Below are 23025 nucleotides of genomic sequence, written 5' to 3'. Positions count from 1 at the left end.
GGCCCCGGCCTGATCGTGATGGTCGGCGACAACGACGCGGGCGCCTTCTCCACCTACGGCCAGGCCGGGCAGAACTACGGCACCCAGCTGCTGTGGACCCTGCTCATGCTGGTCCCCGTCCTGTACGTGAACCAGGAGATGGTGCTGCGCCTGGGCGCCGTCACCGGTGTCGGGCACGCCCGGCTGATCCTGGAGCGCTTCGGCAAGTTCTGGGGCGCGTTCAGCGTCATCGACCTGTTCCTGCTCAACGCGCTCACCCTGGTCACCGAGTTCATCGGGGTGACGCTGGCGGCCGGCTACCTGGGCCTGCCGAAGGTCGCCGCGGTGGTCCTGGCGGCGGCGATCATCATCGCCTCGGCCTTCACCGGCTCCTTCCAGCGCTTCGAGCGAGTGGCGGTGACGCTGTGCGTGGGCTCGCTGCTGCTGGTGCCGATCTACTTCATGGTCCACCCCAGGACCTCGCAGATGGCCCACGACTTCGTGGCGCCGAGCATGCCCGGCGGCTCCGGCCAGCTCGCGGCCGTGATGCTGGTCATCATCTCCATCGTCGGCACCACCGTGGCCCCGTGGCAGCTGTTCTTCCAGCAGTCGTACGTCATCGACAAGCGGATCACCCCGCGTTTCATGAAGTACGAGAAGGTCGACCTGTGGATCGGGATCGTCGTGGTGATCGTCGGAGCCGCCGCGATGATCGGCTTCACCGCGGCGGCCTTCGCGGGCACCGACGGCTTCGGCCAGTTCTCCGACGCGGCCGCCGTCGCCAAGGGGATCGAGGACAAGGCAGGCCACCTGGCGGGCGTCCTCTTCGCCATCGCGCTGCTGGACGCCTCGATCATCGGCGCCTTCGCCGTGTCCCTCTCGACCGCCTACGCGATCGGCGACGTCTTCGGCATCAAGCACTCGCTGCACCGCGGGGTCAAGGGCGCCAAGGGCTTCTACGCCGTCTACGCCGGCCTGGTGACGGTCGCCGCGGCGATCACCCTGCTGTCGAACGGCTACACCCAGGGCCTGATGACCCAGTTCGTCCAGGTGCTGGCCGGTGTGCTGCTGCCCTCCGCCACCGTCTTCCTGCTGCTGCTCTGCAACGACAAGGCCGTGCTCGGCCCCTGGGTCAACGGCCCCAAGACGAACGCCTTCACCTCGGCGGTCGTCGGTGTGCTGGTGATGCTGTCCCTGATCCTGACGGCGTCCGTGGTCTGGCCGGACATCAGCTCCGGGGCGATCCTCTGGATCATGGCCGGCTGCGGGATCGCGGGCGTGCTGGTCGCCGGGTACTTCTTCACCTTCGGCCGCCGGGGCACCAAGGAGGACCCCATCGACCGCACCGGCCGCGAAGAGTGGCGGATGCCCCCGCTGGAGACCCTGGGCCGCCCGGTGATGTCCACCGCCCGCAAGGTCGGCATGGGCGCCCTGCGCGCCTACCTGCTGATCGCGATGATCATGGTGATCATCAAGATCGTCCAGACCGCGCTCAGCCACTGAGCCACCGATCACAGCCCGTACGGACGGGTGGTGGGCAGCGGCTCGCCACCCGTCCGTTCCTTTTCCCCGTGAAGGAGGTGCCGCCGTGCACACCCTGACCACCGTCGAGTTCCTGGTCCGGCTCGCCACCGGCATCGCCTGCGGCGCGCTGATCGGCGTCGAGCGCCAGTGGCGGGCCCGGATGGCCGGCCTGCGCACCAACGCCCTGGTCGCCGCCGGAGCCACCCTGTTCGTGCTGTACAGCGAGGTCGTCGGCGACACCGGCAGCCCCACCCGGGTCGCCTCGTACGTCGTCTCCGGCATCGGCTTCCTCGGCGGTGGCGTCATCCTGCGCGACGGCGCGGGCGTGCGCGGCCTCAACACCGCCGCCACGCTCTGGTGTTCGGCCGCCGTCGGGGTGCTGGCCGCCTCCGGAAAGCTGGAGCTGGCCGGCCTCGGCACGCTCGCCGTGCTCGCCGTCCACCTGGTGCTGCGCCCGGCCGGCCGACTGCTCGACCGGGCCCCGCAGTCCGGCAGCGACCCGGACTCCACCTCCCGGGCCACCGTCCACCTGGAGTGCGACCGCAAGGCCGAGACCCACATCCGCGCCCTGCTGCTCCAGGCCCTGGCCGCCTCCGGCCTCGCCCCCACCGGCCTGCGCGCCCGCCGCACCGACCAGGGCGACGCCACCAGCCTGCGGGCCACCGTCGCGATCACCGGGCAGGTGACCCCCGCGCTGGAGCAGGTCGTCACCCGGCTGTCGCTGGAGCCGGGCGTGCGCGACCTGCACTGGCACCTGGACGAGGATTCCGATGACCAGGGCAACGCCGCGCTGGCCTGAGGGAGTAGAACGGAAGGACCGTCACTCGACCCCGCCGGGAGGCCCGATGCTGAAACCCGACCCCAGGCACGGGCCACTGGTGCCGATGCTGCTGGTGCTGACCGTGGTCACCGGAGTGGTGGACGCGGTCAGCTACCTCGAACTCGGCCACGTCTTCGTCGCCAACATGACCGGCAACGTGGTGTTCCTCGGCTTCGCGCTGGCCGGCGCGGCGAACCTCTCGGCCACCGCCTCACTGGCCGCCCTCGCCGCCTTCCTGCTCGGCGCCGTCGCCGGCGGCCACCTCTCCCGGCACCTGCCCGGCCACCGGGGCCACCTGCTGACCGCGGCCGTCGCCGCCCAGGCGGTGCTGGTCGCCGCGAGCACCGTCCTGGCGGCCGTCATCGGGCACGGATCCGAGCCCGCCCGCTACACCCTGATCGGCCTGCTCGGCTTCGCCATGGGCTGGCAGAACGCGGTGGTCCGCTCCCTCAAGGTCCCCGACCTCACCACCACCGTGCTCACCATGACCATCACCGCCCTCGCCGCCGACCGCAGGGGCCCCCGTCGACTCGCCTCTGCCGTCTGGATGTTCGCGGGGGCGCTGGTCGGCGCGTTCCTCGTCCTCCACGCCGACGTCCCCACCGCCCTCGCGCTGGCCCTCGTCCTGCTCACCGGGGTCGCCGCCTTCACCCACCGCGCCGCCAAGCCGATCCCGGCACCCGCCTGGACCGAGCCCCTCTGAGCCGGAGGCCGCCTCACTCCTCCCCGCGGTGCCCCGCGCGGCCGCTCCAGAGCGGTTCGAGCCGGGCCCAGGCGGTGGCCCAGGCGGCCTCGGCGCGGCGGTCGAGGGCGTGGAGGCGGATCCGGAGGGCGAGGGCGAGGAGGGCGAGCAGGACGAGGAGGGCGCCGGCGCCGGTGCAGGCGGCCGACACCGCGAGGCTGGTGCGGTTGACCGGGGGAGCGGCCGCGTTGCCGTCGGGGTCGACCCAGACCGGGACGACGGCGCCCGGGACGGTCGAGCGCGGGGCCTGGACGGTACCGGTGTGCGCGGTGCCCTGCGGGTAGGCCCAGGCGGCCTCGACGTCGATCCGGTTGCCGTAGCCGCCCGAGAAGCGGCCGCCGACGGTGGCCTCGTGGTCGGGGACGGTGCCGACGACGGCGTCGACCCGGTGCAGCCGGACCCGGTCGGTCTCGGCCTGGGGCGCGGTGGAGCGGAACAGCAGCAGGGCGCCGCCGACGGACAGGGCCGTGGCCAGCAGCCCGCCGAGGAGCGCGAGCAGCCAGGCCCGGGCGCGGGCCCGGTCGACGGGGCGGGCGAGTGCCTCGTGCCGGGCACCGAGGGCCCGCCGCAGCTGACGGCCTGTTCGCCGCGTGAGCGACGCGGGCCGGGCCGGCCGGGGAGTGCTGTGCACGGTGAGGACTCCTCAGGGGCGCGGACGCGTACGGGGATTCGTGTACGGGTTTCGTTACCCAATCTCCACCCGACGGACCCCTGCGCACAAGTGTCGTGCGCGGTCGTAGTACCGATGGGCCCTCACCCCGGGACGTTCGACCCTCGGCAGCGGCGTCCCGTCCGGGCAGGCTGGAGTCCGGCCGCGCCCCCCGTGCCTGGGTGCGGCGGTGGCCCGGTTGACCGTGGGGGTGCCGGGTCCAGGTGTGGCGCAGGAGGCGATCGTGGGGGTCGCCTCCTGCCCGCCCACCCCTCATGAGCCGTGGTCCGTGGTCCGCCCTGGTCGGGGCCTTCTTCTTCCCGGATATACACTCGGTATATATCCCTGGTGTATGTTCCTCCCATGAGTGTTCCTTTGACCCTCCTGGGGCTGCTGGAGCGGGAGCCGAGCCACGGCTACGACCTCAAGCGCGACTACGACGCCCTCTTCGGGCGCGGCAAGCCCCTCCCGTACGGCCAGGTCTACTCGACCCTCGGCCGGCTGGCCCGCGACGGCAAGGTGGTGGCCGGCGAGGCGGAACCCGGCGACGGGCCCGAGCGCAAGCGCTACGTCATCACCGAGACGGGGGCGACCGAGTTCGAGACCTGGCTTCAGGAGCCGGTCGCGCCCGAACCCAACCTCCAGTCCGTGCTCTTCACCAAGGTCGTGCTGGCCCTGATGCTCGGCCGCGACGCCGAGCTGTACCTGGACACCCAGCGCGCCGCCCACCTGCGCCGGATGCGCGAACTCACCGAACTGCGCCGCTCCGGCGCCCTGGTGGACGCCCTGCTCGCCGACCACGGCCTGTTCCACCTCGACGCCGACCTGCGCTGGATCGACCTCACCGCGGCCCGGCTGGACGCGCTCGCCGCGGAGGTGCGCCGATGACCGCCGTGATCGAGGCCCGCGACATCGCCCTCGCCTTCGGCGAGACACCCGCCCTTCGCGGCGCCAGCCTGTCCGTCCAGGCCGGCGAGGTGCTGGCCATCATGGGCCCCAGCGGCTCGGGCAAGTCGACGTTACTCCACTGCCTGGCGGGCATCCTGGTGCCCGACGCGGGCGAGGTGCTGTTCGACGGGCAGCGCCTGGACACCATGAGCGAGGCCCGGCGCAGCGCCCTGCGCCGGGACCAGTTCGGCTTCGTGTTCCAGTTCGGCCAACTGGTACCGGAGTTGACGGCCGAGGAGAACATCGCGCTGCCGCTGCTGCTGAACGGCGTGCGCCGGGGCACCGCGCTGGCCCAGGCCCGGCCCTGGTTCGCCCGGCTCGGCCTGGACGGCATGGAACGCCGCCGCTCCGGCGAGCTGTCCGGCGGTCAGGCGCAGCGGGTGGCCCTGGCCCGGGGCCTGGTGGCCCGTCCGCAGGTGCTGTTCGCCGACGAGCCGACCGGCGCGCTGGACTCGCTGACCGGCGAGCAGGTGATGGAGCTGATGGTCGGCGCGGCCCGCGACCAGGGCACCACCGTCATCCTGGTCACCCACGAGGCCAGGGTCGCCGCCTACGCCGACCGCGAGGCGATCGTCCGCGACGGCCAGGCCCGGGTGCTCCCCGCCGGATCGGTGGCCCCGTGATCGCCTTCTCGCTCCGACTGGCCGTCAGCGGCGGCCGGGAGGCCCTGGCCCGGCTGGTGATGATCGCGGCGGCGGTCGCGATCGGGGTCGGGCTGCTGCTCTCGACGCTCGCCGGCATCCACGCGATCGACCGGTCCAACCAACGGCAGCTCTGGATGAACACGGGGGTCAAGGGCGCCACCGCCGCGGCCCCGGTGGACCCGCTCTGGTGGGGCGCCCGGGGGGACTACTACCGGGGGAAGACCGTCTTCCGGGCCGATGTCGCCCCCACCGGGCCCACCGCGCCCGTCCCGCCCGGCCTGAGCCGGCTGCCGGCACCGGGCGAGTACTACGCCTCGCCCGCCCTGGAGAGGCTGCTGCGCGACGTGCCGGCCGTCGAACTGGGGGACCGCTTCCCGGGCCGGCTGGTCGGCACTCTCGGGAACGACGCGCTGCCCTCCCCGGACACCCTGGCGGTGGTCGTGGGCCGTACGGAGGACGAGGTCAAGGTCCTTCCGAGGGCCACGACCGTCACGAGCATCGCCACCGCCCTGCCGGCCGACTGCGACAACGACTGCTTCGGCGCGGGCGTGCACGGCGACCGGATGGTCCTGGTGCTCACCGTGGTGGCCGGGGCGCTGATCTTCCCGGTGCTGATCTTCATCGGCACCGCGACCCGGCTGTCCGCCGCCACCCGGGAGCAGCGCTACGCCGCGATGCGCCTGGTGGGGGCCACACCGGGCCAGGTGTCGGTCATCTCGGCGGTGGAGTCCACGGTGGCCGCGGTGACCGGTACCGCCCTCGGCTTCGGCCTGTACTTCGCACTGAGGCCCCTGATGGCCGACGTGCCGTTCACCGGCGACCGCTTCTTCATCGACGACCTGGGCATCGGCCTCCCGCAGGTCGCCGGGGTGGTGCTGGGCGTACCGGTGGCGGCCGCGCTCGCCGCCCGGTTCGCGCTGCGCCGGGTCGCCATCTCGCCGCTCGGGGTCAGCCGCAGGGTCACCCCGAAGCCGCCCACCGCCTGGCGGGCGGTCCCGCTGCTGGCGGGTCTGGGCGAGCTGGGCTACTTCGTCGCGAACCCCCCGGCGAGCACCAGCACGCAGTCGGCGGGCTACCTCAGCGGCTTCGTGCTGGTGATGCTCGGTCTGGTGATCGCGGGGCCGTGGCTCACCATGACGGCCTCCCGGGCGGTGGCCCGGCGGACCAGCCGTCCGGCCACGCTGATCGCGATGCGACGCCTGGGCGATGACCCGAGGGCGGGCTTCCGTTCGGTCGCCGGCCTGGTGCTGGCCCTGTTCGTGACCACCGCGACGCTGGGCATCATGGGCAGCATCAACGCGAACATGAGCTCGCTCATCGGCGCTCAGGGGGTCCTCAAGGCCGTGGTGACCACCCCGATGGGCGGCCCGGAGAGTTCGCTGGTGGTCCCGGCGGTGCCCGACGATCTGGCGGCGCGGGCCCGGGCCGTCCCGGGCTTCGAGGGGATGGCGCTGGTGCACGACAACCCGGCCGGGATCGGTGCGTACCAGTACGGCCGGGAGCGGATCGTGCCTCCCCTGGTGCGCTGTTCGGAACTCGCGCAGATTCCCGTGGTCGGCCACTGCGCGCCGGGGGCCACCGTCGCGGCCGTCGACCGGAACGTGTTCCTGGACCTCCAGGCGAACACCGACAAGGAGTGGCCGGCGGCGCCGGTCTCCGCCGAGGAGGTCGCCGCCCTCCCGGTGCGGATGGTCTACGCGACCACCGACGGCTCCACGTCCGCCAAGGAACAGCTGCGGACGATCTTCAACCGGGAACTCCCGCGCTACGAGGCCCGGATGGCGCAGGACTGGAGCTCCGAGGGGCAGAGGAAGCTCCAGGGCTGGCGCCAGCTCGCGAACGTCGTCCTGCTGACCACCCTGCCGATCGCCGGGTGCAGCCTCGCGGTGAGCGTGGTGGCCGGACTCTCCGACCGCCGCCGCCCGTTCGCGATGCTGCGGCTGACCGGGGCGCCGCTGCGGCTGCTGCAACGGGTGCTCGGGCTGGAGAGCGCCCTGCCGCTGCTGGTGGTGTCGGCGGTCGCGATCGGGACGGGCTTCGCCGCGGCGGCGATGTTCCTCAAGGCGCAGATGAAGTTCGACCTGGTGTCCCCGGGGGCGGAGTACTACGGGCTGACGGCCTTCGGGCTGGCCGCCTCGCTCGGGATCATCGCCTCGACGCTGCCGCTGCTGAAGCGGATCACCGGGCCCGAGGCGGCCCGCAACGGCTGAGTCGTGCTCAAGCCGCCCCGTCGCCCGCGGATCAGCGGGCGACGGGGTAGCCGTGCGTCCCGTCCCGTGGCACCGCGACGGGCTCCGGCAGCCAGCTGCCGAGCACCAGCGCGGACGGGTAGAACATCGGCTCCGGCAGGGCGTCCACCGGGAAGCGCTCCCAGCCGGCGCAGGTGTGCGGCTCGGTGACCACCGCCTCGGCCAGGCTCGGCGGGGCCAGCACGGCGGCGGTCAGCCGGGGCCGGCCGAGCTCGTGGTCGAGGTGCAGGGCGAGCACCCGCATCTCCTCGGCCGGCAGCACGATGCCGGTCTCCTCGGCGAGTTCGCGGGCCGCGGTCAGCTCGAAGGACTCGCCCGGGTCGACCTTGCCGCCGGGCAGGCTCCAGGTGGGCGGCTCGCCGGCCGTGATCCGGCGGCCGATCAGGACCCGGCCGTCCCCGGTGGGCACGATGATCCCGGCGCCGAGCAGCGGTGCCGTGGTCGCGGGGCGCGGTGCGGTGGTCAACTCGCCATCTCCTTCAGGTGGTCACCAGTTGGCGCGCTCGTAGTCCTTGAGGAAGCAGCCGTACAGGTCCTCGCCCGCCTCGCCGCGCACGATCGGGTCGTACACCCGGGCCGCGCCGTCCACCAGGTCGAGCGGGGCGTGGAAGCCCTCGTCGGCCAGGCGCATCTTGTCCGGGTGCGGCCGCTCGTCGGTGATCCAGCCGGTGTCGACGGCGGTCATCAGGATGCCGTCGGTCTGGAACATCTCCTGCGCGCTGGTGCGGGTGAGCATGTTGAGCGCGGCCTTGGCCATGTTGGTGTGCGGGTGGCCGGCGCCCTTGTAGCCGCGCGAGAAGACGCCCTCCATCGCGGAGACGTTGACCACGTACTTGCGGCGGGAGGCGGAGGCGGCCATCGCCGGGCGCAGCCGGCTGATCAGGATGAACGGCGCGGTGGAGTTGCAGAGCTGGACCTCCAGCAGCTCCATCGGACCCACCTCCGAGACGGTCTGCACCCAGCTGTTGGTGTCCGCGAGGTCGGGCACCAGGCCGCCGGCGTCGATCGCCGTGCCGGCCTCGATCCGGGCGGGCGTGGCGGAGCCGGTGACCAGCGCGAGCGAGGTGACGTCCTCGGCGGCCAGCCGCCGTTCGTCGCCGCTCGCCTGGTGGGGGAGCGCGGGCAGGTCGACGCTGCCGCTGCCGAAGCGGCCGATCGTGGTGGCCTGCGGCAGCTCGCCGGCGGGCAGCGGGGCGGACTCGGCGTTGACCAGCTCGCGGTAGGACTCCGGCGGGCGGCGCACGGTCTGCGCGGCGTTGTTGATCAGGATGTCCAGCGGGCCGTCGGCGGCGACCTCGTCCGCCAGGGCCATCACCTGGGCCGGGTCGCGCAGGTCGATGCCGACGATCTTGAGGCGGTGGATCCACTCGGCGCTGTCCGGCATCGCCTTGAAGCGGCGGATGGCGTCGTTGGGGAAGCGGGTGGTGATGGTGGTGTGGGCGCCGTCGCGCAGCAGCATCAGCGCGATGTACATCCCGATCTTGGCCCGGCCGCCGGTCAGCAGCGCGCGCTTGCCGGTGAGGTCGGCCCGGGCGTCTCGGCGGGTGCGGTTCTTGACGGCGCAGTCCTGGCAGAGGTTGTGGTAGAAGGCGTCGACCTCGACGTACCGCTGCTTGCAGGTGTAGCAGGAGCGCGGCCGCTCCAGGATGCCGGCGATCTCGGTGGTGGTGACGGTGGTCAGGCCGAAGGCGCCGGCCGTCTCGTCGTCGATCCGGGTCGGGGCGCCGGTGGCGGTCCGGGCGGTGACCGCGCGGTCGTTGGCGGTCTTGCGGGCCCGGGTCTCCTGGCGGCGGCGCTGCTTGAGGGTCCGGAATATGCCGCCGACGGCCTTGCGGACGGTGATCGCGTCCGGGTGGTCGACGTGCAGCTCGTCCAGCTCGGCGAGCACCTCCAGGCAGAGCCTCAGCCGCTCGGGGTCGAGGCCGGGACCGTAGTCGATCTCCTCCTCGGTGCCCTCGCCGACGCCTTCGCCCCGGTCCCGCTCGATGTCCGTCTGCCCGATGCCCACGCCTGGTGTCGCTTTCCCGTTCGCCTCGCCCATTACCGCGTGAATGCTACGGGAGTGGCCCGGGCCGGGGCGAAAAGTGGTCCGGGGCAGGGGGTGGACCGGCTGCCGGAACCGGGGCGAACCGGCGTTCCGGGCTCGGTTGGTGCTCGTCCGGTGCTTGTTTGGATGATCCTCCATGTCTACGCGCGGAGCATTGATCAGGGCTTGTGCACAGCACCAGCAATGCTCTTCGAACTGGCTTTTGCCCCTGCCCTCCCGGAGAATCGAACGCTGGGTGCCGGGCGCCCGAGTGCGCCCTGGCGGCATCGCCGCAACCGCACCCGAGGTGTAATTTCTCCCAGCCAGAGAGCCCCTTCATGCGTTTCCTGAATGACCTCAAGCCCTCGTACGACCTGACGTACGACGACGTCTTCATGGTCCCCAGCCGTTCCGCCGTGGGCTCCCGGCAGGGCGTCGACCTCTCGTCGAACGACGGCACCGGCACCACCATCCCGCTGGTCGTCGCCAACATGACCGCCATCGCGGGCCGCCGGATGGCCGAGACCGTCGCCCGCCGCGGCGGCCTGGTCGCCATCCCGCAGGACATCCCCACCGAGGTCATCGCCGAGGTCGTCTCCTGGGTCAAGCGGCGCCACCTGGTCTTCGACACCCCGATCACGCTCTCGCCCGGCGCCACCGTCGCCGAGGCCCTCTCCCTGCTGCACAAGCGCGCGCACGGCGCCGTCGTGGTGGTCGAGGACGACAAGCCGGTCGGCGTGGTCACCGAGTCCGACTGCCAGGGCGTGGACCGCTTCACCAGCCTGGCCGACATCATGTCCCGCGATCCGCTGGTGCTGGACGAGGGCATCGAGCCGCGGGCCGCGTTCGACCGGCTCTCCGAGGCGCACCGCAAGCTCGCCCCGGTGGTCGACGGCGAGGGCCGACTGGTCGGCATCCTCACCCGCAAGGGCGCGCTGCGCGCCACCCTGTACACCCCGGCCGTGGACGCGAACGGCAGGCTGCGGATCGCCGCCACCGTCGGCATCAACGGCGACGTCGCGGCCAAGGCCGCGGCGCTGATCGAGGCCGGCGCCGACGTGCTGGTGGTGGACACCGCGCACGGCCACCAGGAGTCCATGATCAACGCGCTGCGCGCCGTGCGCGGCCTGGACCCGAAGGTCCCGATCGTGGCCGGCAACGTGGTCTCCGCCGCCGGGGTCCGCGACCTGGTCGAGGCCGGCGCCGACATCCTCAAGGTCGGTGTCGGCCCGGGCGCCATGTGCACCACCCGGATGATGACCGGCGTCGGCCGCCCGCAGTTCTCCGCCGTCCTGGAGTGCGCCGCCGAGGCGCGCCGGCTCGGCAGGCACGTCTGGGCCGACGGCGGCGTGCGGCACCCCCGCGACGTCGCCATGGCGCTGGCCGCCGGCGCCTCCAACGTGATGATCGGTTCCTGGTTCGCCGGCACCTACGAGTCCCCGGGCGACCTCCAGACCGCCGCCGACGGCCGCCAGTACAAGGAGAGCTTCGGGATGGCCTCGGCCCGTGCGGTGAGCAACCGCACCGCCCAGGACTCCACGTACGACCGGGCCCGCAAGGCGCTGTTCGAGGAGGGCATCTCGCACTCCCGGATGTTCCTCGACCCGGCCCGCCCGGGCGTCGAGGACCTGATCGACTCGATCGTGGCCGGGGTGCGCAGCTCCTGCACCTACGCGGGCGCGGGCACCCTGGAGGAGTTCCACGAGAAGGCGATCGTGGGCATCCAGAGCGCGGCCGGCTACGCCGAGGGCAAGCCGCTGCACTCCAGCTGGGCCTGAGCGGGGCGGGCGCGGACGTCCGCGTCCGTGCCGTCGGCGGCGTCCACGCTGCCGTCGGCGTCCGCGCTGTCAACAGTGTCCGCACCGTCGACAGTGTCCGCACTGTCCGTACCGCCGGCCGTCCGGCTCCTCGACTCGGGGAGCCGGGCGCTCGCGGCCGTGTCGCCGCCGGGTCGCGGCCGTGCCGCCGCTGTGTCGCGGCCGTTTCGCGGCCCTCGGGCCCCGGTGGGGTCAGAGGGGGAGCAGCAGGGCGCGGCCGAGCAGTCCGACCGAGCCGTCGAGCGTGGCGGCGAACGCCCGGGCGGCGCCCGGCAGGCCGCGCAGCTCCCAGAGCGCCCGCACCGCGGACCAGGCCCCCTCGCGGGCGGCCTCGACCGACCAGGTGCCGAGCAGGTGGGTGAGCGGCTCGGCGTGCTCCAGCAGGTCCGGCCCGGGCAGCAGCTGTTCCCGGGCGGCCGACTCCAGTTCGGCCAGCACCCCGTTGATCCGGTGGTAGTCCTCCTCGACCTCGTCGGGCTCGCAGCCCCGGTGGTGGCAGAGATCCACCACGGCCAGCGGCAGGTCGTGCTGGATGTGGGCGTTCATCCCGGCCAGCGCGAACTGGAGCGGGTGCACGCCCGGGTGGGCGCGCAGCGCGAACAGAGGCCGCCAGCAGGCGGGCGGCTCCTGTCCGGCCGCGTCGGCGGCCACGGCCAGCAGGTACCGCCCGGCGAACACCACGTCCAACTCGGCCATCGCCGTCGGGTCGGCGAAGTAGCCGCCGCCGAGCCGGTCGCGCACCGCCTCCGTGACGGCGAGGTAGAGCCGGTTGAAGACCGCCACCCCGTCGGCCGGGGGCAGGCCCGCCGCGATCTCCCGCAGTCGGCCGACCACCTCCTCGACCGTGGCCGGCGTACGGATCGTCGCGGTACCGGGCATGCGCCACCCTCCAAGGTCGATCGTGCACTGATCGCATCATCGTGGCAGCGTGGACGGGTGCCCGGCGGGTGCGCCGCGCGCGTCCGTCGACGTGGGGTGGCACCGGCCGTGGCCTTGCCCCGGCTTGGTCGTGACTTTGCTGTGACTTTACCCGCGCTCCACCTCCTGCCATGATCCGTGCCCGTGATCAACCGTCGCTCCCTGATGACCGCGCTCGCCGCGGCCCCGGCCCTCGCGTCCGTCGGCTTCGCCCTGCGGGGCACCCCCGCGTACGCCGCCGACCTCTACCCCTCCAACACGGCGCTCTACACCGACCCGACCCTGGTCGAGGGCGTCGACTACGGCCGCCGTTACCGCCGGCACCTGATCGACGACCAGAGCCCGCAGAGCGGTACGGCGCTCATCCGGACCACCGTCATCGCCCCGCACGGCGGCGGCATCGAGGGCGGGACCTCCGAGCTGGGCCTGTCCATCGCCGGCTACCACCCGGCCGACCTCGCCCCGACGCCCGCCGCCGGGCCGGTGCACGACTTCTGGATGTTCGAGGGCCTGCGTTCCTCCAACAACAGCGCGCTGCACGTCACCTCGACCCACTGCGACGACGGCGTCGCCCGCGCGATGTGCGCCGGCAGCCGCAACGTGCTGTCGCTGCACGGCTGCACCCCCGCCCAGGCCGGACTGGAGGCCGGGGCGCAGGCCGTGCTGGTCGGCGGACTGAACTCCGCCTTCCGCCAGTACCTGATGGAGGAGTTCGCCGCAGCGGGCATCCGGGCCGTGACGGCCTCCGGGGAGGAGGAGATCGCCGGAATCTCCCCGGAGAACATCTGCAACCGCAGCCTGCTCGGCATGGGCGCGCAGCTGGAGATGACCACCGACCTGCGGGCCGCGATGTTCGCCCCGGGCAAGAACACCCGGGCCGACCGGGCGGCCAACACCCTGCCGCTGTTCTGGAGCTTCACGACCGCGGTCCGGACCGCGATCCAGCGCCTGGAGGCGACCCAGCCCGTCCTCTGAGCCGCCGACGGCGGTGACGATCGGCGGCGATGACCGTCGGCAGTGACCGGATCCCGGCCGTGCACCCCGCGGCCGGGATCAGCCCAGCTCGTACGCCAGGACGTAGGTGTGGGTGCCGGACTCGTCGACGGCCAGCCGGAACTCCCCGGTGATACCGGTCAGCTCGCCCGCTCCCGTGCCCGGCACCACGCGTATCGTCACCCCGGTGGTGTCCCAGGCCGCGTGCTGGAGCACGAACGACCCCTTGCGCCCGTCCAGTTCGCCCGTCACCTGCTCCACCGCGACGTAGGACGCCGGCTCGCCGGACGTGCCTCCGACGGAGAGCATCCGCACCTCGCCGGTGCCGCTCAGCCCGCCCGTGAAGGCCTTGGTGATCCGGACCCGCCCGAAGGAGGCGCCCTCACGCTCCTCCGTCTCCACCGGCTCGAACGCCGTCACCTCGAACGACCCGCTCGCCTCGAATCCCATGGCACGCTCCCCTCGTCAGTCGACCCCGCGGCCGGCACCCCGCCGACCGTGTGTGAAGCCTTGCACACGGCACTGACAATCGCGCCCGACGACCGCGCCCGGGCCGGCCGCCGCACCTCGGCGCCCGGGGCGCGGGGCGCGGGCACTAGGCTGGGCCGGGAGATGAGACGCAAGAGCCGCCGCCCGACCTCCCCCCTCCCGCAGCGCCACGGCGTGGACCCGGTCCACCTGCGGCTGCCGTTCGAGGGCGACTGGCCGACCGTGCGGGAGTACCTGGTCGAGCGGCTGCCCGCCGTGGGCGCGGCGCGGATCGACGCGGCGCTGCGCGACGGCGAGATCGTCGGCGAGCAGGGCCCGATCGCCCTCGACGAACCGTTTCGCCCCGGCGCCCACCTGTGGTTCTACCGCGACCTCCCGGACGAGGTGCGGGTGCCCTTCGAGCTGGTGGTGCTGCACCGCGACGAGCACCTGGTCGTGATCGACAAGCCGCACTTCCTGGCCACCACCCCGCGCGGCCGGCACGTCGTCGAGACGGCGCTCTCCCGGCTTCGGCACGACCTCGACCTGCCCGCGCTCAGCCCGGCCCACCGGCTCGACCGGCTCACCGCCGGCCTGGCCATGTTCGTGGTCCGGCCCGAGGACCGCGGCGCGTACCAGACGCTGTTCCGCGACCGCGAGGTGCGCAAGGAGTACCAGGCGATCGCCCCGTACGACCCGGCGCTGAGCCTGCCGCGCACCGTGCGCAGCCACATCGTCAAGGAGCGCGGCGTGATCGCCGCCCGGGAGCTCGACGCGCCGCCGAACAGCGAGAGCCGGATCGACCTGCTGGAACGGCGCGACGGCCTCGCCCGGTACCGGCTGCGGCCGTTGAGCGGGCGCACCCACCAGCTGCGGCTGCACATGAGCGGCCTCGGCCTGCCGATCCTCGGCGACCCGGTGTACCCGCGGGTGCTGCCCGAACCGGCCCCGGGCGACTTCCGCCGTCCGCTGCAACTTCTCGCCTCGGTCGTCGAGTTCACCGACCCGCTGACCGGCGGGGAGCGCCGCTTCGAGAGCCGCCGCACGCTCGCCGCCTGGACCGACCCGCAGGCCTGGGAGGCCGGGCCGACGGCCTGACCGAGCGTCGCAGTCCCAAGGCAGTCCCAGGGCAGTCCTAGGACAGCCCGCCGATGTAGGGCGAACGGAGGAGCCGGCCCCGGGTCCGGTGGCCGATCCGGCCGGGGCCCCGGCGGCGGGATCGTTGGGCCATGAACGCAACACGGCACACCGCCCCCGCACCCGTCGCCCTGGTCACCGGCGCCTCCCGCGGCCTCGGCCTGGCACTCGCGCACGCCCTCGCCGCCGAGGGCTGGAAACTGGTGATCACCGCCCGCGGCCGGTCCGAACTCGCCGTGGCCGAGGCGGGCCTGGCCACCGTCACCGAGGTGGTCGCCCTGCCCGGATCGATCGTCGACGACGACCACCGCGCCCGCCTGGCCCGAGCCGCCGACGAACTCGGCGGCGCCAGCCTCCTGGTCAACAACGCCGGTACGCTCAACGGCGCCCCCCGCCCCGGCGGCGAACCGCTGCCCCGGCTGGCGGACCACCCGCTGCCCGACCTGCTGGAGACCTTCGAGGTCAACGCGCTCGCCCCGATCGCGCTCACCCAACTGGTCCTGCCCCAGCTGCGCGCCCACTCCGGCGCCGTCCTCAACATCAGCTCGGACGCCTCCGTGATCGCCTACCCCGGCTGGGGCGGGTACGGCGCCAGCAAGGCCGCACTGGACCTCGCCACCGCCGTACTCGCCCTGGAGGAGCCTGGGTTGAGCGTCTGGGCGGTCGACCCGGGCGCCATGCGCACCCGGATGCTGCAGGAGGCCGGCCCGGGCGAGGACATCTCCGGCGAGCCGCTGCCCGAGCAGGTCGCGCCGGCCCTGCTCGGCCTGCTGCGCTCGCGCACCCCCTCCGGCCGCTACCGCGCCGAGGACCTGGCGGGCGCCGCGCCGGCTGCCGTGTCGGCCGTGGACCGAGGTGGCCGATGACGGCCCCGGCCGACTTCGGGCTCGACATCGCCGTTCCGCCCGAACTCTCCGCCCGCGCACCGGCGGAGGCGCGCGGCGGTGCCCGGGACGGCGTGCGGATGCTGGTCGGTCGGCGCTCCACCGGCGGCGTGGAGCACCGCCGCTTCACCGACCTGCCCGAGGTACTGCGCCCGGGGGACCTCCTGGTGGTCAACAACTCGGCCACCCTCCCCGCCGCGCTGCCCGGCCGGCTGCCCGACGGCTCGCCGGTCGCGCTGCACCTCTCCTCCGCCCAGCCGGACCAACACGGCTCCCATCTGGTCGAGTTGCGCCGGGTCGTGCCGGGAGAGGCGGCGGCCTACTACCCGCCGGAGGAGTCCCCGGCCCGCGTCGGGCTGCGGGTCGCCCTGCCCGCCGGTGGCGCGGCCGAGCTGCGCCGGCCCTTCACCGCCCGCCTCTGGTACGCCGAACTCGCCCTGCCCACACCGCTGTTGCGCTACCTCGACCTGCACGGCCGGGCGATCCGGTACGGCTACGTGGACCGCGATTGGCCGATCGAGGCCTACCAGACGGTCTTCGCGACCGTCCCCGGCAGCAGCGAAATGCCCAGCGCGGCCCGGCCGTTCGGCCCCGAGGTGGTGGCTCGGCTGGCCGGCCGGGGCGTGCTGGTCGCGCCGGTCACCCTGCACACCGGGGTGGCCTCGCCGGAGGCGCACGAGGCCCCGTACGCCGAACGCTTCCGCGTCCCGGAGGCCACCGCCCGGCTGGTCGGGCACGTGCGGGCCGGGGGCGGCCGGGTGATCGCCGTCGGCACCACCGTCGTGCGCGCCCTGGAGTCGGCCGTCGCGTCGGACGGAACGCTCCAGGAGGCCGACGGCTGGACGGAGTTGGTGATCACCCCCGAGCGCGGCGTGCGCGCCGTCGACGGCCTGCTCACCGGCTGGCACGAACCCCGCGCCTCGCACCTGCTGATGCTCGCCGCCGTCGCGGGCCGCCCGCTCCTGGTGGCCTGCTACCGCGAGGCGGTGCGACACCGCTACCTGTGGCACGAGTTCGGCGATGTCAACCTGCTGCTGCCGGACTGATCGGGGGAGCGCGTCTACGCGGTGGGGAACCCCGGAGGCAGCTCCAGTTCGAACCAGACCACCTTGCCGTCCTTCGTCCGGCGGGAGCCCCAGCGGTGGGCCAGTTCGTTCACCAGGTGGATGCCGCGACCGCCCTCGTCATCGGCGTGGGCGCGCCGGATCCGGGGTGTCTCGCTCTCCTGGTCGGCGACCTCGATGGTGAGCACCCGGTTGCAGAACAGCCGTAGCTGGGTGGGGGATCCGGCGTGCACCAGGGCGTTGGTGATCAGCTCGCTGGTGAGCAGCTCGGCCCAGTCGGTGAGCGAGCTGAGGCCCCAGGCGGCCAGCGTCTCGCGGGTGAAGCTGCGGGAGTGGGCGACCATCGCGTGGTCGCCGGTGAGCGGCAGGGAGGCGATCCGGTCCGCGCCGTCCGGGCGGACCTGCGCCATGATGACGGCGATGTCGTCCTCGGCGCTGCGGCCGGTGAGCCGGGCCAGGACGGCGTCGCAGGTCTGCTCCAGTGAGCGGCCCCGGTCGGCGACCGTGCGGCAGAGCAGCCGCAGGCCCTCGTCCAGGTCGCGGCCCCGGCGCTCGACCAGCCCGTCGGTGTAGAGGGTCAGGAGGGCCTCCTCGGGGAGGGTGAACTCGACGCTCTCGAACGGGACTCCGCCGACGCCGAGCGGCGCCCCGGGTGGCAGATCGACCAGGTGCGCGTTCCCGTGGGTGTCGGCGACCACCGGTGGCAGATGGCCGGCGCAGGCGGCGGTGCAGCTTCGGCCCACCGGGTCGTACACCACGCAGACGCAGGTGGCGAACTGGCCCTCGCCGAGCGCCGTGGTGGCCTCGTCCAGCCGGTACAGCACCCGCTCGGGGTCCAGGTCCAGGGTGATCAGCGTCCTTGCGACCGTGCGGAGTTGGCCCATGGTGGCGGCGGCGCGGATGCCGTGGCCCATCACGTCGCCGACGATCAGCGCGGCCCGCCCGGAGGGGAGCGGCACCACGTCGAACCAGTCGCCGCCGACCTCGCTGACCACGCTGCTGGGCAGGTAGCGGTAGGCGAGCTCCAGACCGGGCGTGCGGTGGATCTCCTCCGGCAGCAGACTGCGTTGGAGGGTGAGCGCGGTGTCCCGCTCGCGGCGGTAGAGCCGCCCGTTGTCGATCGCCAGCGCGGTGCGGGCGGCGAGCTCCTCGGCCAGCGAGCGGTCCGCCGGGCTGAACGGCACCGGGTTGCGGGTGCGGACGAACTCCGCGCCGCCCAGTACGTGTCCGCGCGCGACCAGCGGCACCATCAGGTAGGAGTGCACCCCGGCGGTGAGGCTCGGCTGCACCCGGTCGGGGGTGGCGACGATCCGGCGCAGCTCCGTCTCGGTCACCTCGGACACCAGGATCGAGCGTCCGGTGCGCAGGCTCTGCGCGTACAGTTCGGCGGAATGCGAGGTCTCGCCGGTCCGGTCGGCCGCCCCCGCCATGTCGGCGTCCGGGGTCGAGTCGCCGACCGCCACCGCCCGCATCAGCACCGGCCCCTCGGCCGGGACGGGCCCGGGCTCCTCGCCGCTGAGCACCGCCTCGCGCAGGTCCACGGTGACGAAGTCGGCGAAGCGCGGGATCACCACCTCCACCAACTCCCGGGCGGTGCGGTGCAGATCGAGGGTGGTGCCGATCCGGTTGCTGGCCTCGTTCAGCAGGCTCAGCCGCTGCTGGGCGGCCCAGGCCTCGTCCAGCGCCCGCTGCCGGGCGGCGGCCGCGTCGCGCTCGCGGGTGAACAGCAGCGCGTTGTCGATCGACACCGCGGCCCGCACCGCCAACTCCCCGGCCAGCGCGAGGTCCTCGGCGTCGTACGGGCGCTCCACCAGGGTGCGGTAGAAGCCCGCGACGCCGACCGCGCTGCCGCGCGCGATCAGGGGGACGACCATGAAGGAGAGCACGTTCTGCTCCCGTACGGCGGCGGTGCGCACCGGGTCGTCGGCGAACCAGGCCATGCCCTCCTCGTCCATCCGCGGCACCAGCACCGGCTCGCGGTGGGACAGGCTCCACGCGTACGGCGAACCGGGCAGGAAGCGGTGGACCCCGCCGAGCCGGTCGATCGGTGCGAGGGTGGAGCCGCGCACCGAGTGGAAGGCCATCCGCCGCAGCAGAGCCGAACCGTCCGGCGAGGCGCGGGCCTCGCGCTCACCGCGGACGAGGTCGTCCAGGACCTCCACCACCACGGTGTCCGCCAGTCGGGGCGTGGCCACCTCGGCCAACTCCTGCGCGGTGCGGTCGAGATCGAGCGTGGTGCCGATCCGGGCGGAGGCCACGTTGACCAGTGCCAGCCGCTCCTGCGCGGCCTTCGCCTCGCGCAGCGCCTGCTGTCGTGCCAGCACGGTCTGGTGCTCGCGCAGGTACAGCCGGGCGTTGTCGATCGAGACGGCCGCGCGCGAGGCCAGCTCGTCGCCCAGGGTGATGTCCGCCGCGGCGAAGGACTCGCGCGCGCCGCGCCGCGAGTACACCACCATGCCCAGCGTGGTGCCGCGCGCCACCAGCGGAGTGATCCGCACCGAACGCGGCCGGTCGCCGAGGAACGCCCGGCGGCGGCTCTCGTCGATGCCCTCGCTCAGCAGCGGCAGCTCCCAGGACGGCACCACCACCGTCCGGCCGCCGGTCAGCGCCCGGGCGTACGGGGAGTCCGCCGACAGCTCGTGCACCGCGTCCACCGGCAACGCCTCGGCCGGGTACAGCGGGTCGGCGGTCGCCAGGGCCAGGCGGCGCACCAGTTGAGGGGCGTGGGGCGCGGGCGGCTCGACGTCGCGGCCGGCCACCAGCGCCTCCAGCGCGAACACCGCGCTGATGTCGGCGATCCTGGGCACCATCGCGTCGGCCAGCTCGCGGGCGGTCCTGCGCAGGTCGAGCGTGGTGCCGATCGAGGCGGTCGCGTCGACCAGCAGGGCGAGCCGCTCCTGCGCGCGGGCCGCCCGGGCGTCGGCGCGGAAACGCTCGGTGATGTCGATGACGGTCGCGCTGACCCCGAGCACCCGCCCGGCCCGGTCCGCCAGCCGGAAGAACGAGGCGGACCACGCGTGCTCGTGCCGCGGATCCCCGGGGGTGCGGCCCTGCGCGTGGAAGTCCACCACCGGCTCGCCGCCCGCCAGCACCCGTCGCATCTCCGCCTCGACCTCGGTGCCGTTGATCTCGGGCAACATCTCGGTGAGCCGGTGGCCCAGGTGTTCCTCGGGGGTCATCCCGTGCACCCGGGCCAGCGCCTCGTTCAGCCGGACGAAGCGCAGCTCGGTGTCGAGCACCGCCATGCCGATCGGGGACTGGGTGAAGAAACCGTCCAGCACCGCCAGGTCCGCCTGGAGCCGGCGCAGCGTGGTCACCTCGGAGGCGACGGCCAGCACCAGGGGAGCCCCGCCGGGCCCGCGGATCGGGTGCGTACGGAACTCCAGGTTCACCATGTGCCCGTCCCGGTGCCGCACCGGGAACACCCCGGACCACTCCCGGCCCTCCAGGATCTGCCGGAACAGCTCCAGCACCTCGGGCCGCCGCTCGTCGGTGGTCAGCAGCCGGGCGGCCTTCGCCCCGACGGCCTCGTCGGCACGGTAGCCGAGCAGTGCCTCGGCGTCGCCGCTCCAGTGGAGGATCCGTCCGTCGGCCTCGATCAGCGCCGTGGCGATCGGCACCATCAGCAGGGGGTTCTGCCGCGGCTCCCCCTGGCGCCGCCCGTCGTCGTTCACCATGGCCAGAGAACCGTCCGGAGATCGTTCCCCCCAGCCCTGTCATCTTCGCACGCGGCCCCGGGCGGCCGCTCACCGTGCGGGCAGCAGGCGTTCCAGGTGGAAGGGCGCCTCGGGGCTGTCGTCGACCAGCGACTGCACCAGGTAGCGGCCCGGCGGGAGCTCGACGGACAGGTACTCGCCGCGCTCGCGGATGTCCTCGCCGTCGTACGCCGCGTCCGTGAGCAGGTACCGCCCGGCCGGCAGCTCCACCGTCGGCCCGTCCGCCCACACCCCCGAGCGCAGTGCCTCCCGCACCAGCGGCCGGACCTCGTCCGAGCACTCGCAGTGGACCGGCCGCACGAACACCCGCTCCTCGGCCAGCCACCCGATCGGCAGGGGCTCCCCGGCCAGCACCAGCACGTCCCCGTGCCCGTCCACCGGGAACGCGGTCGCGTACTCCCCGATGTACTCCTCCATCAGCTCCTCCACGCGGTCGTACGTCCAGCCCTCGACCGCCCGCTCCGGGCACACCACGTACCGCCCGCTGTCCGTCCCGTCCAGCCAGCCCTGCTCCACGTGCATCATGCGGGGCATCCTCGCACGTCAGACGGGTTCACCGGCCCCTGAGCCAGCACCCCGGAGCCACCCGCAGCCGCCCCGCGCCGACGGGCGGCGGGCCAGCGCTTCGATACGGGCGCCGCCGGATCAACGGGCTCCCGGCCGGCAGACGGTGTCGGGCGCGCTCCCCGCCTGATGGGCCGAACCTCCCACGACCTCACGGCCGAATCCCGAGGGTCCAGCTCCAGCCGCTCGCGTAGGAAGTCGGGCCCGCCGACTTCTCGTGCGTGCCGTTCCCCTACACCCGGACGTGCACGAGACCGGGGAGTTCGGTGCGGCGGGCTCCCATGTCGTGCCCCGGATCAGGCTCACCGGCACCCGGTGCGCGCGAGAAGTCGGGCCCGCCGACTTCTCACTCCTGAGCGGGTGCCGCAGCCGACGAGTGGTCGTGCCAGGGTGTTCCGTCCCGTCGGCAGTGTTCGGGGCATGCGTGGAGCAGGAAGTCGGGCGGGCCGACTTCTCATGCATCACCGCGCGGAGGCGTGTTCCTGGCTCGCCGCTGTGGGCCCCGGGGCCGGCTCGGTGCGGGATTCGGCGGCGCGGGCGGCCAGTGCCAGCACGGCGCCCACGAAGCAGAGGGCGGCCGCGACCAGGATGGCGCGACCGGTGCCGGTGGCCAGGGCGTCGGCCGCCGCCGAGGGGCTGGGGGCGGTGGCGCGGGCGGAGCCTGCGACGGCGACGGTGATGGCCACGCCGAGGGCCGAACCGATGTAGCGGGAGGTGTTGTTGGCGCCCGAGCCCATGGCCGCGCGGTGGGCCGGGACGCTGCTGACCGCCAGCCGGGCGAGCGCGGCGTTGAGGACGCCGCTGCCGATGCCGGCGACCGCGAGGCCCGGTGCCAGCCGGAGCCAGGAGGAGCCGGGCGTGAGCCCGTACAGACCGGCCTCGCCCAGGCCGCAGACCAGCAGGCCGAGGGCGACCTGCGCGGTGGCCGAGAGCCGGGTCGCCAGACGGCGGGCCTGGAGCGCTGAGATCACCGACAGCCCCGACCACAGGGCCAGCACGCCGCCCGCCGCCAGGCCGGACAGGCCGAGGACGCCCTGGAGCAGGGTGGGCAGGTAGCTCATGAAGCCGACCAGCGACAGCCCGGTGAACAGCGCCCCGCCGGTGGCGGCGATGAACCCGGGGCTGCGGAACAGCGCGAGGTCCAGCATCGGTTCGCGGACCTTCGCCTCGACCGCCGCGAAGGTCGCGAGCAGCAGCATCCCGCCCACCAGCAGCGCCACCACCACGGGCCGTCCCCAGCCGCCGCGGCCCTCGGCCAGCCCGGCGATCAGCAGGGACGTCCCGGCGGCGAGGGTCAGCACCCCGTACGGATCGAGGGCGCGCGGCCGCTCGGCCCGCGATTCGGTGAGGTAGCGGGCCGCGCACGCGGCCACGGCGGCCGAGGCCACCGCGAGCCCGCCGCCGACCGCGCGCCAGCCGGCCCACTGCTCGACCAGCGCGCCGTAGACCGGCCCGACCGCGATGCCCAGGCCGATGGCCGCACCCCAGATCCCGAGTGCCCGGATACGGGCCGGACCCGGTGGGTGGGCGTGGCTGACCAGACCGAGCGCGGGGGCCAGGACGGCGGCGGAGGCGACACCGAGGAGCACCCGGGCGGCCAGGTAGACGGCGCCGACGGGGGCGAGCGCGGCCAGTGCCTCGGAGGCGGCGAACAGCAGCACGCCGAAGGTGAAGACCCGCTTGCGGCCGTGGTCGTCGGCGGCGCTGCCGGCGGTGAGCAGCAGTGCGGAGATGCCGACCAGGGTGCCGGTGAGGATCCAGGTGCGGCCGGTGGCACCGAGGTGGGCCGCCTGGGCGGTGGCGGCGAGCGAGGCGGTGGGGGCGGTGTAGGCGACGGTGACCAGGGCGGTCGCCGCCGCGGTGACGGCCAGCGTGGCACCGGG

At 73.9% G+C, this 23025-nt stretch carries 19 protein-coding genes; 11 read left to right on the top strand and 8 right to left on the bottom strand.

All coding sequences use genetic code 11. The features are described 5' to 3' along the window. From J0670_RS05425 to J0670_RS05415, 3 genes are all read left to right on the top strand, one after another. The coding region (locus J0670_RS05425; RefSeq protein WP_207810144.1) for an NRAMP family divalent metal transporter at window positions 1–1482 on the top strand (1482 nt) is incomplete at its 5' end. 85 nt (window positions 1483–1567) lie between these two features. Continuing rightward, entirely contained in the window at window positions 1568–2302 is a 735-nt protein-coding gene (locus J0670_RS05420; RefSeq protein ID WP_207810142.1) for an MgtC/SapB family protein, read from the top strand. Window positions 2303–2348: 46 nt separating this feature from the next. Further along, on the top strand, window positions 2349–3026 hold the full coding sequence (locus J0670_RS05415; protein WP_207810140.1) for a YoaK family protein: 678 nt from the start codon (window positions 2349–2351) through the stop codon (window positions 3024–3026). Between the two features lie 13 nt (window positions 3027–3039). On the opposite strand, the gene J0670_RS05410 is transcribed toward J0670_RS05415, so the two are convergent. After that, entirely contained in the window at window positions 3040–3696 is a 657-nt protein-coding gene (locus tag J0670_RS05410) for a hypothetical protein (protein ID WP_207810138.1), read from the bottom strand. 381 nt (window positions 3697–4077) lie between these two features. Here J0670_RS05410 and J0670_RS05405 point away from each other — a divergent pair, with 381 nt between their 5' ends. The 3 genes from J0670_RS05405 to J0670_RS05395 are packed head-to-tail and all read left to right on the top strand — an operon-like array spanning window position 4078 to window position 7516. Continuing rightward, entirely contained in the window at window positions 4078–4602 is a 525-nt protein-coding gene (locus tag J0670_RS05405) for a PadR family transcriptional regulator (protein ID WP_207810137.1), read from the top strand. Beyond that, on the top strand, window positions 4599–5285 hold the full coding sequence (locus J0670_RS05400) for an ABC transporter ATP-binding protein (RefSeq protein WP_207810135.1): 687 nt from the start codon (window positions 4599–4601) through the stop codon (window positions 5283–5285). The genes J0670_RS05405 and J0670_RS05400 overlap by 4 nt, the downstream gene beginning before the upstream one ends. Further along, the gene (locus J0670_RS05395; protein ID WP_207810133.1) at window positions 5282–7516 is read left to right on the top strand and encodes an FtsX-like permease family protein; all 2235 of its coding nucleotides are present in this window, start codon (window positions 5282–5284) and stop codon (window positions 7514–7516) included. The genes J0670_RS05400 and J0670_RS05395 overlap by 4 nt, the downstream gene beginning before the upstream one ends. A gap of 31 nt (window positions 7517–7547) precedes the next feature. Here J0670_RS05395 and J0670_RS05390 read toward each other — a convergent pair whose 3' ends face one another. After that, window positions 7548–8021 carry an NUDIX hydrolase gene (locus tag J0670_RS05390; protein ID WP_207810131.1) on the bottom strand — a complete coding sequence of 158 codons (474 nt, stop codon included), beginning with the start codon at window positions 8019–8021 and terminating at the stop codon, window positions 7548–7550. Between the two features lie 21 nt (window positions 8022–8042). Next, window positions 8043–9494 (bottom strand): SDR family NAD(P)-dependent oxidoreductase, encoded by a 1452-nt coding sequence (locus J0670_RS05385; protein ID WP_374223068.1) that lies wholly within the window; start codon window positions 9492–9494, stop codon window positions 8043–8045. A gap of 425 nt (window positions 9495–9919) precedes the next feature. Between J0670_RS05385 and J0670_RS05380 the strand changes: the two genes are divergently transcribed. After that, window positions 9920–11359 (top strand): GuaB1 family IMP dehydrogenase-related protein, encoded by a 1440-nt coding sequence (locus J0670_RS05380; protein ID WP_207810127.1) that lies wholly within the window; start codon window positions 9920–9922, stop codon window positions 11357–11359. A 231-nt stretch (window positions 11360–11590) separates the two neighbouring features. Here the strand turns inward: J0670_RS05380 and J0670_RS05375 are convergent, their stop codons facing one another. Continuing rightward, window positions 11591–12277, bottom strand: a complete 687-nt coding sequence (locus J0670_RS05375) for a DUF5995 family protein (protein WP_207810126.1) — start codon at window positions 12275–12277, stop codon at window positions 11591–11593. Between the two features lie 177 nt (window positions 12278–12454). Here J0670_RS05375 and J0670_RS05370 point away from each other — a divergent pair, with 177 nt between their 5' ends. Further along, window positions 12455–13291, top strand: a complete 837-nt coding sequence (locus tag J0670_RS05370; RefSeq protein WP_374223067.1) for a poly-gamma-glutamate hydrolase family protein — start codon at window positions 12455–12457, stop codon at window positions 13289–13291. A gap of 78 nt (window positions 13292–13369) precedes the next feature. On the opposite strand, the gene J0670_RS05365 is transcribed toward J0670_RS05370, so the two are convergent. Further along, window positions 13370–13759 carry a DUF3224 domain-containing protein gene (locus tag J0670_RS05365; protein ID WP_207810124.1) on the bottom strand — a complete coding sequence of 130 codons (390 nt, stop codon included), beginning with the start codon at window positions 13757–13759 and terminating at the stop codon, window positions 13370–13372. A 162-nt stretch (window positions 13760–13921) separates the two neighbouring features. Here J0670_RS05365 and J0670_RS05360 point away from each other — a divergent pair, with 162 nt between their 5' ends. The 3 genes from J0670_RS05360 (at window position 13922) to J0670_RS05350 (ending at window position 16844) form a co-directional block, all read left to right on the top strand. Next, a complete protein-coding gene (locus J0670_RS05360) occupies window positions 13922–14875 on the top strand; it encodes a pseudouridine synthase (RefSeq protein ID WP_207810121.1) in 954 nt (317 codons plus the stop codon). A 131-nt stretch (window positions 14876–15006) separates the two neighbouring features. Further along, the gene (locus J0670_RS05355; protein WP_207810119.1) at window positions 15007–15780 is read left to right on the top strand and encodes an SDR family oxidoreductase; all 774 of its coding nucleotides are present in this window, start codon (window positions 15007–15009) and stop codon (window positions 15778–15780) included. After that, window positions 15777–16844, top strand: a complete 1068-nt coding sequence (locus J0670_RS05350; RefSeq protein WP_207810117.1) for an S-adenosylmethionine:tRNA ribosyltransferase-isomerase — start codon at window positions 15777–15779, stop codon at window positions 16842–16844. Before J0670_RS05355 ends, J0670_RS05350 begins: the two co-directional genes overlap by 4 nt. Before the next feature lie 14 nt (window positions 16845–16858). Here the strand turns inward: J0670_RS05350 and J0670_RS05345 are convergent, their stop codons facing one another. The 3 genes from J0670_RS05345 to J0670_RS05335 all read right to left on the bottom strand — a co-directional run. Beyond that, window positions 16859–20539, bottom strand: a complete 3681-nt coding sequence (locus J0670_RS05345; RefSeq protein WP_207810116.1) for a SpoIIE family protein phosphatase — start codon at window positions 20537–20539, stop codon at window positions 16859–16861. Window positions 20540–20608: 69 nt separating this feature from the next. Then, complete coding sequence (locus J0670_RS05340; protein WP_207810115.1) at window positions 20609–21103, bottom strand: Imm21 family immunity protein; 495 nt, start codon at window positions 21101–21103, stop codon at window positions 20609–20611. Between the two features lie 500 nt (window positions 21104–21603). Continuing rightward, window positions 21604–23025: MFS transporter (locus J0670_RS05335; RefSeq protein WP_207810113.1), on the bottom strand; the 1422-nt coding region annotated here is incomplete at its 5' end.

This window comes from Streptomyces sp. FH025, assembly GCF_017427025.1.
GTDB lineage: Bacteria > Actinomycetota > Actinomycetes > Streptomycetales > Streptomycetaceae > Kitasatospora.
The sequence above is the reverse complement of the archived record's forward strand: the minus strand, read 5'-3'. Positions and strand labels throughout refer to the sequence as shown.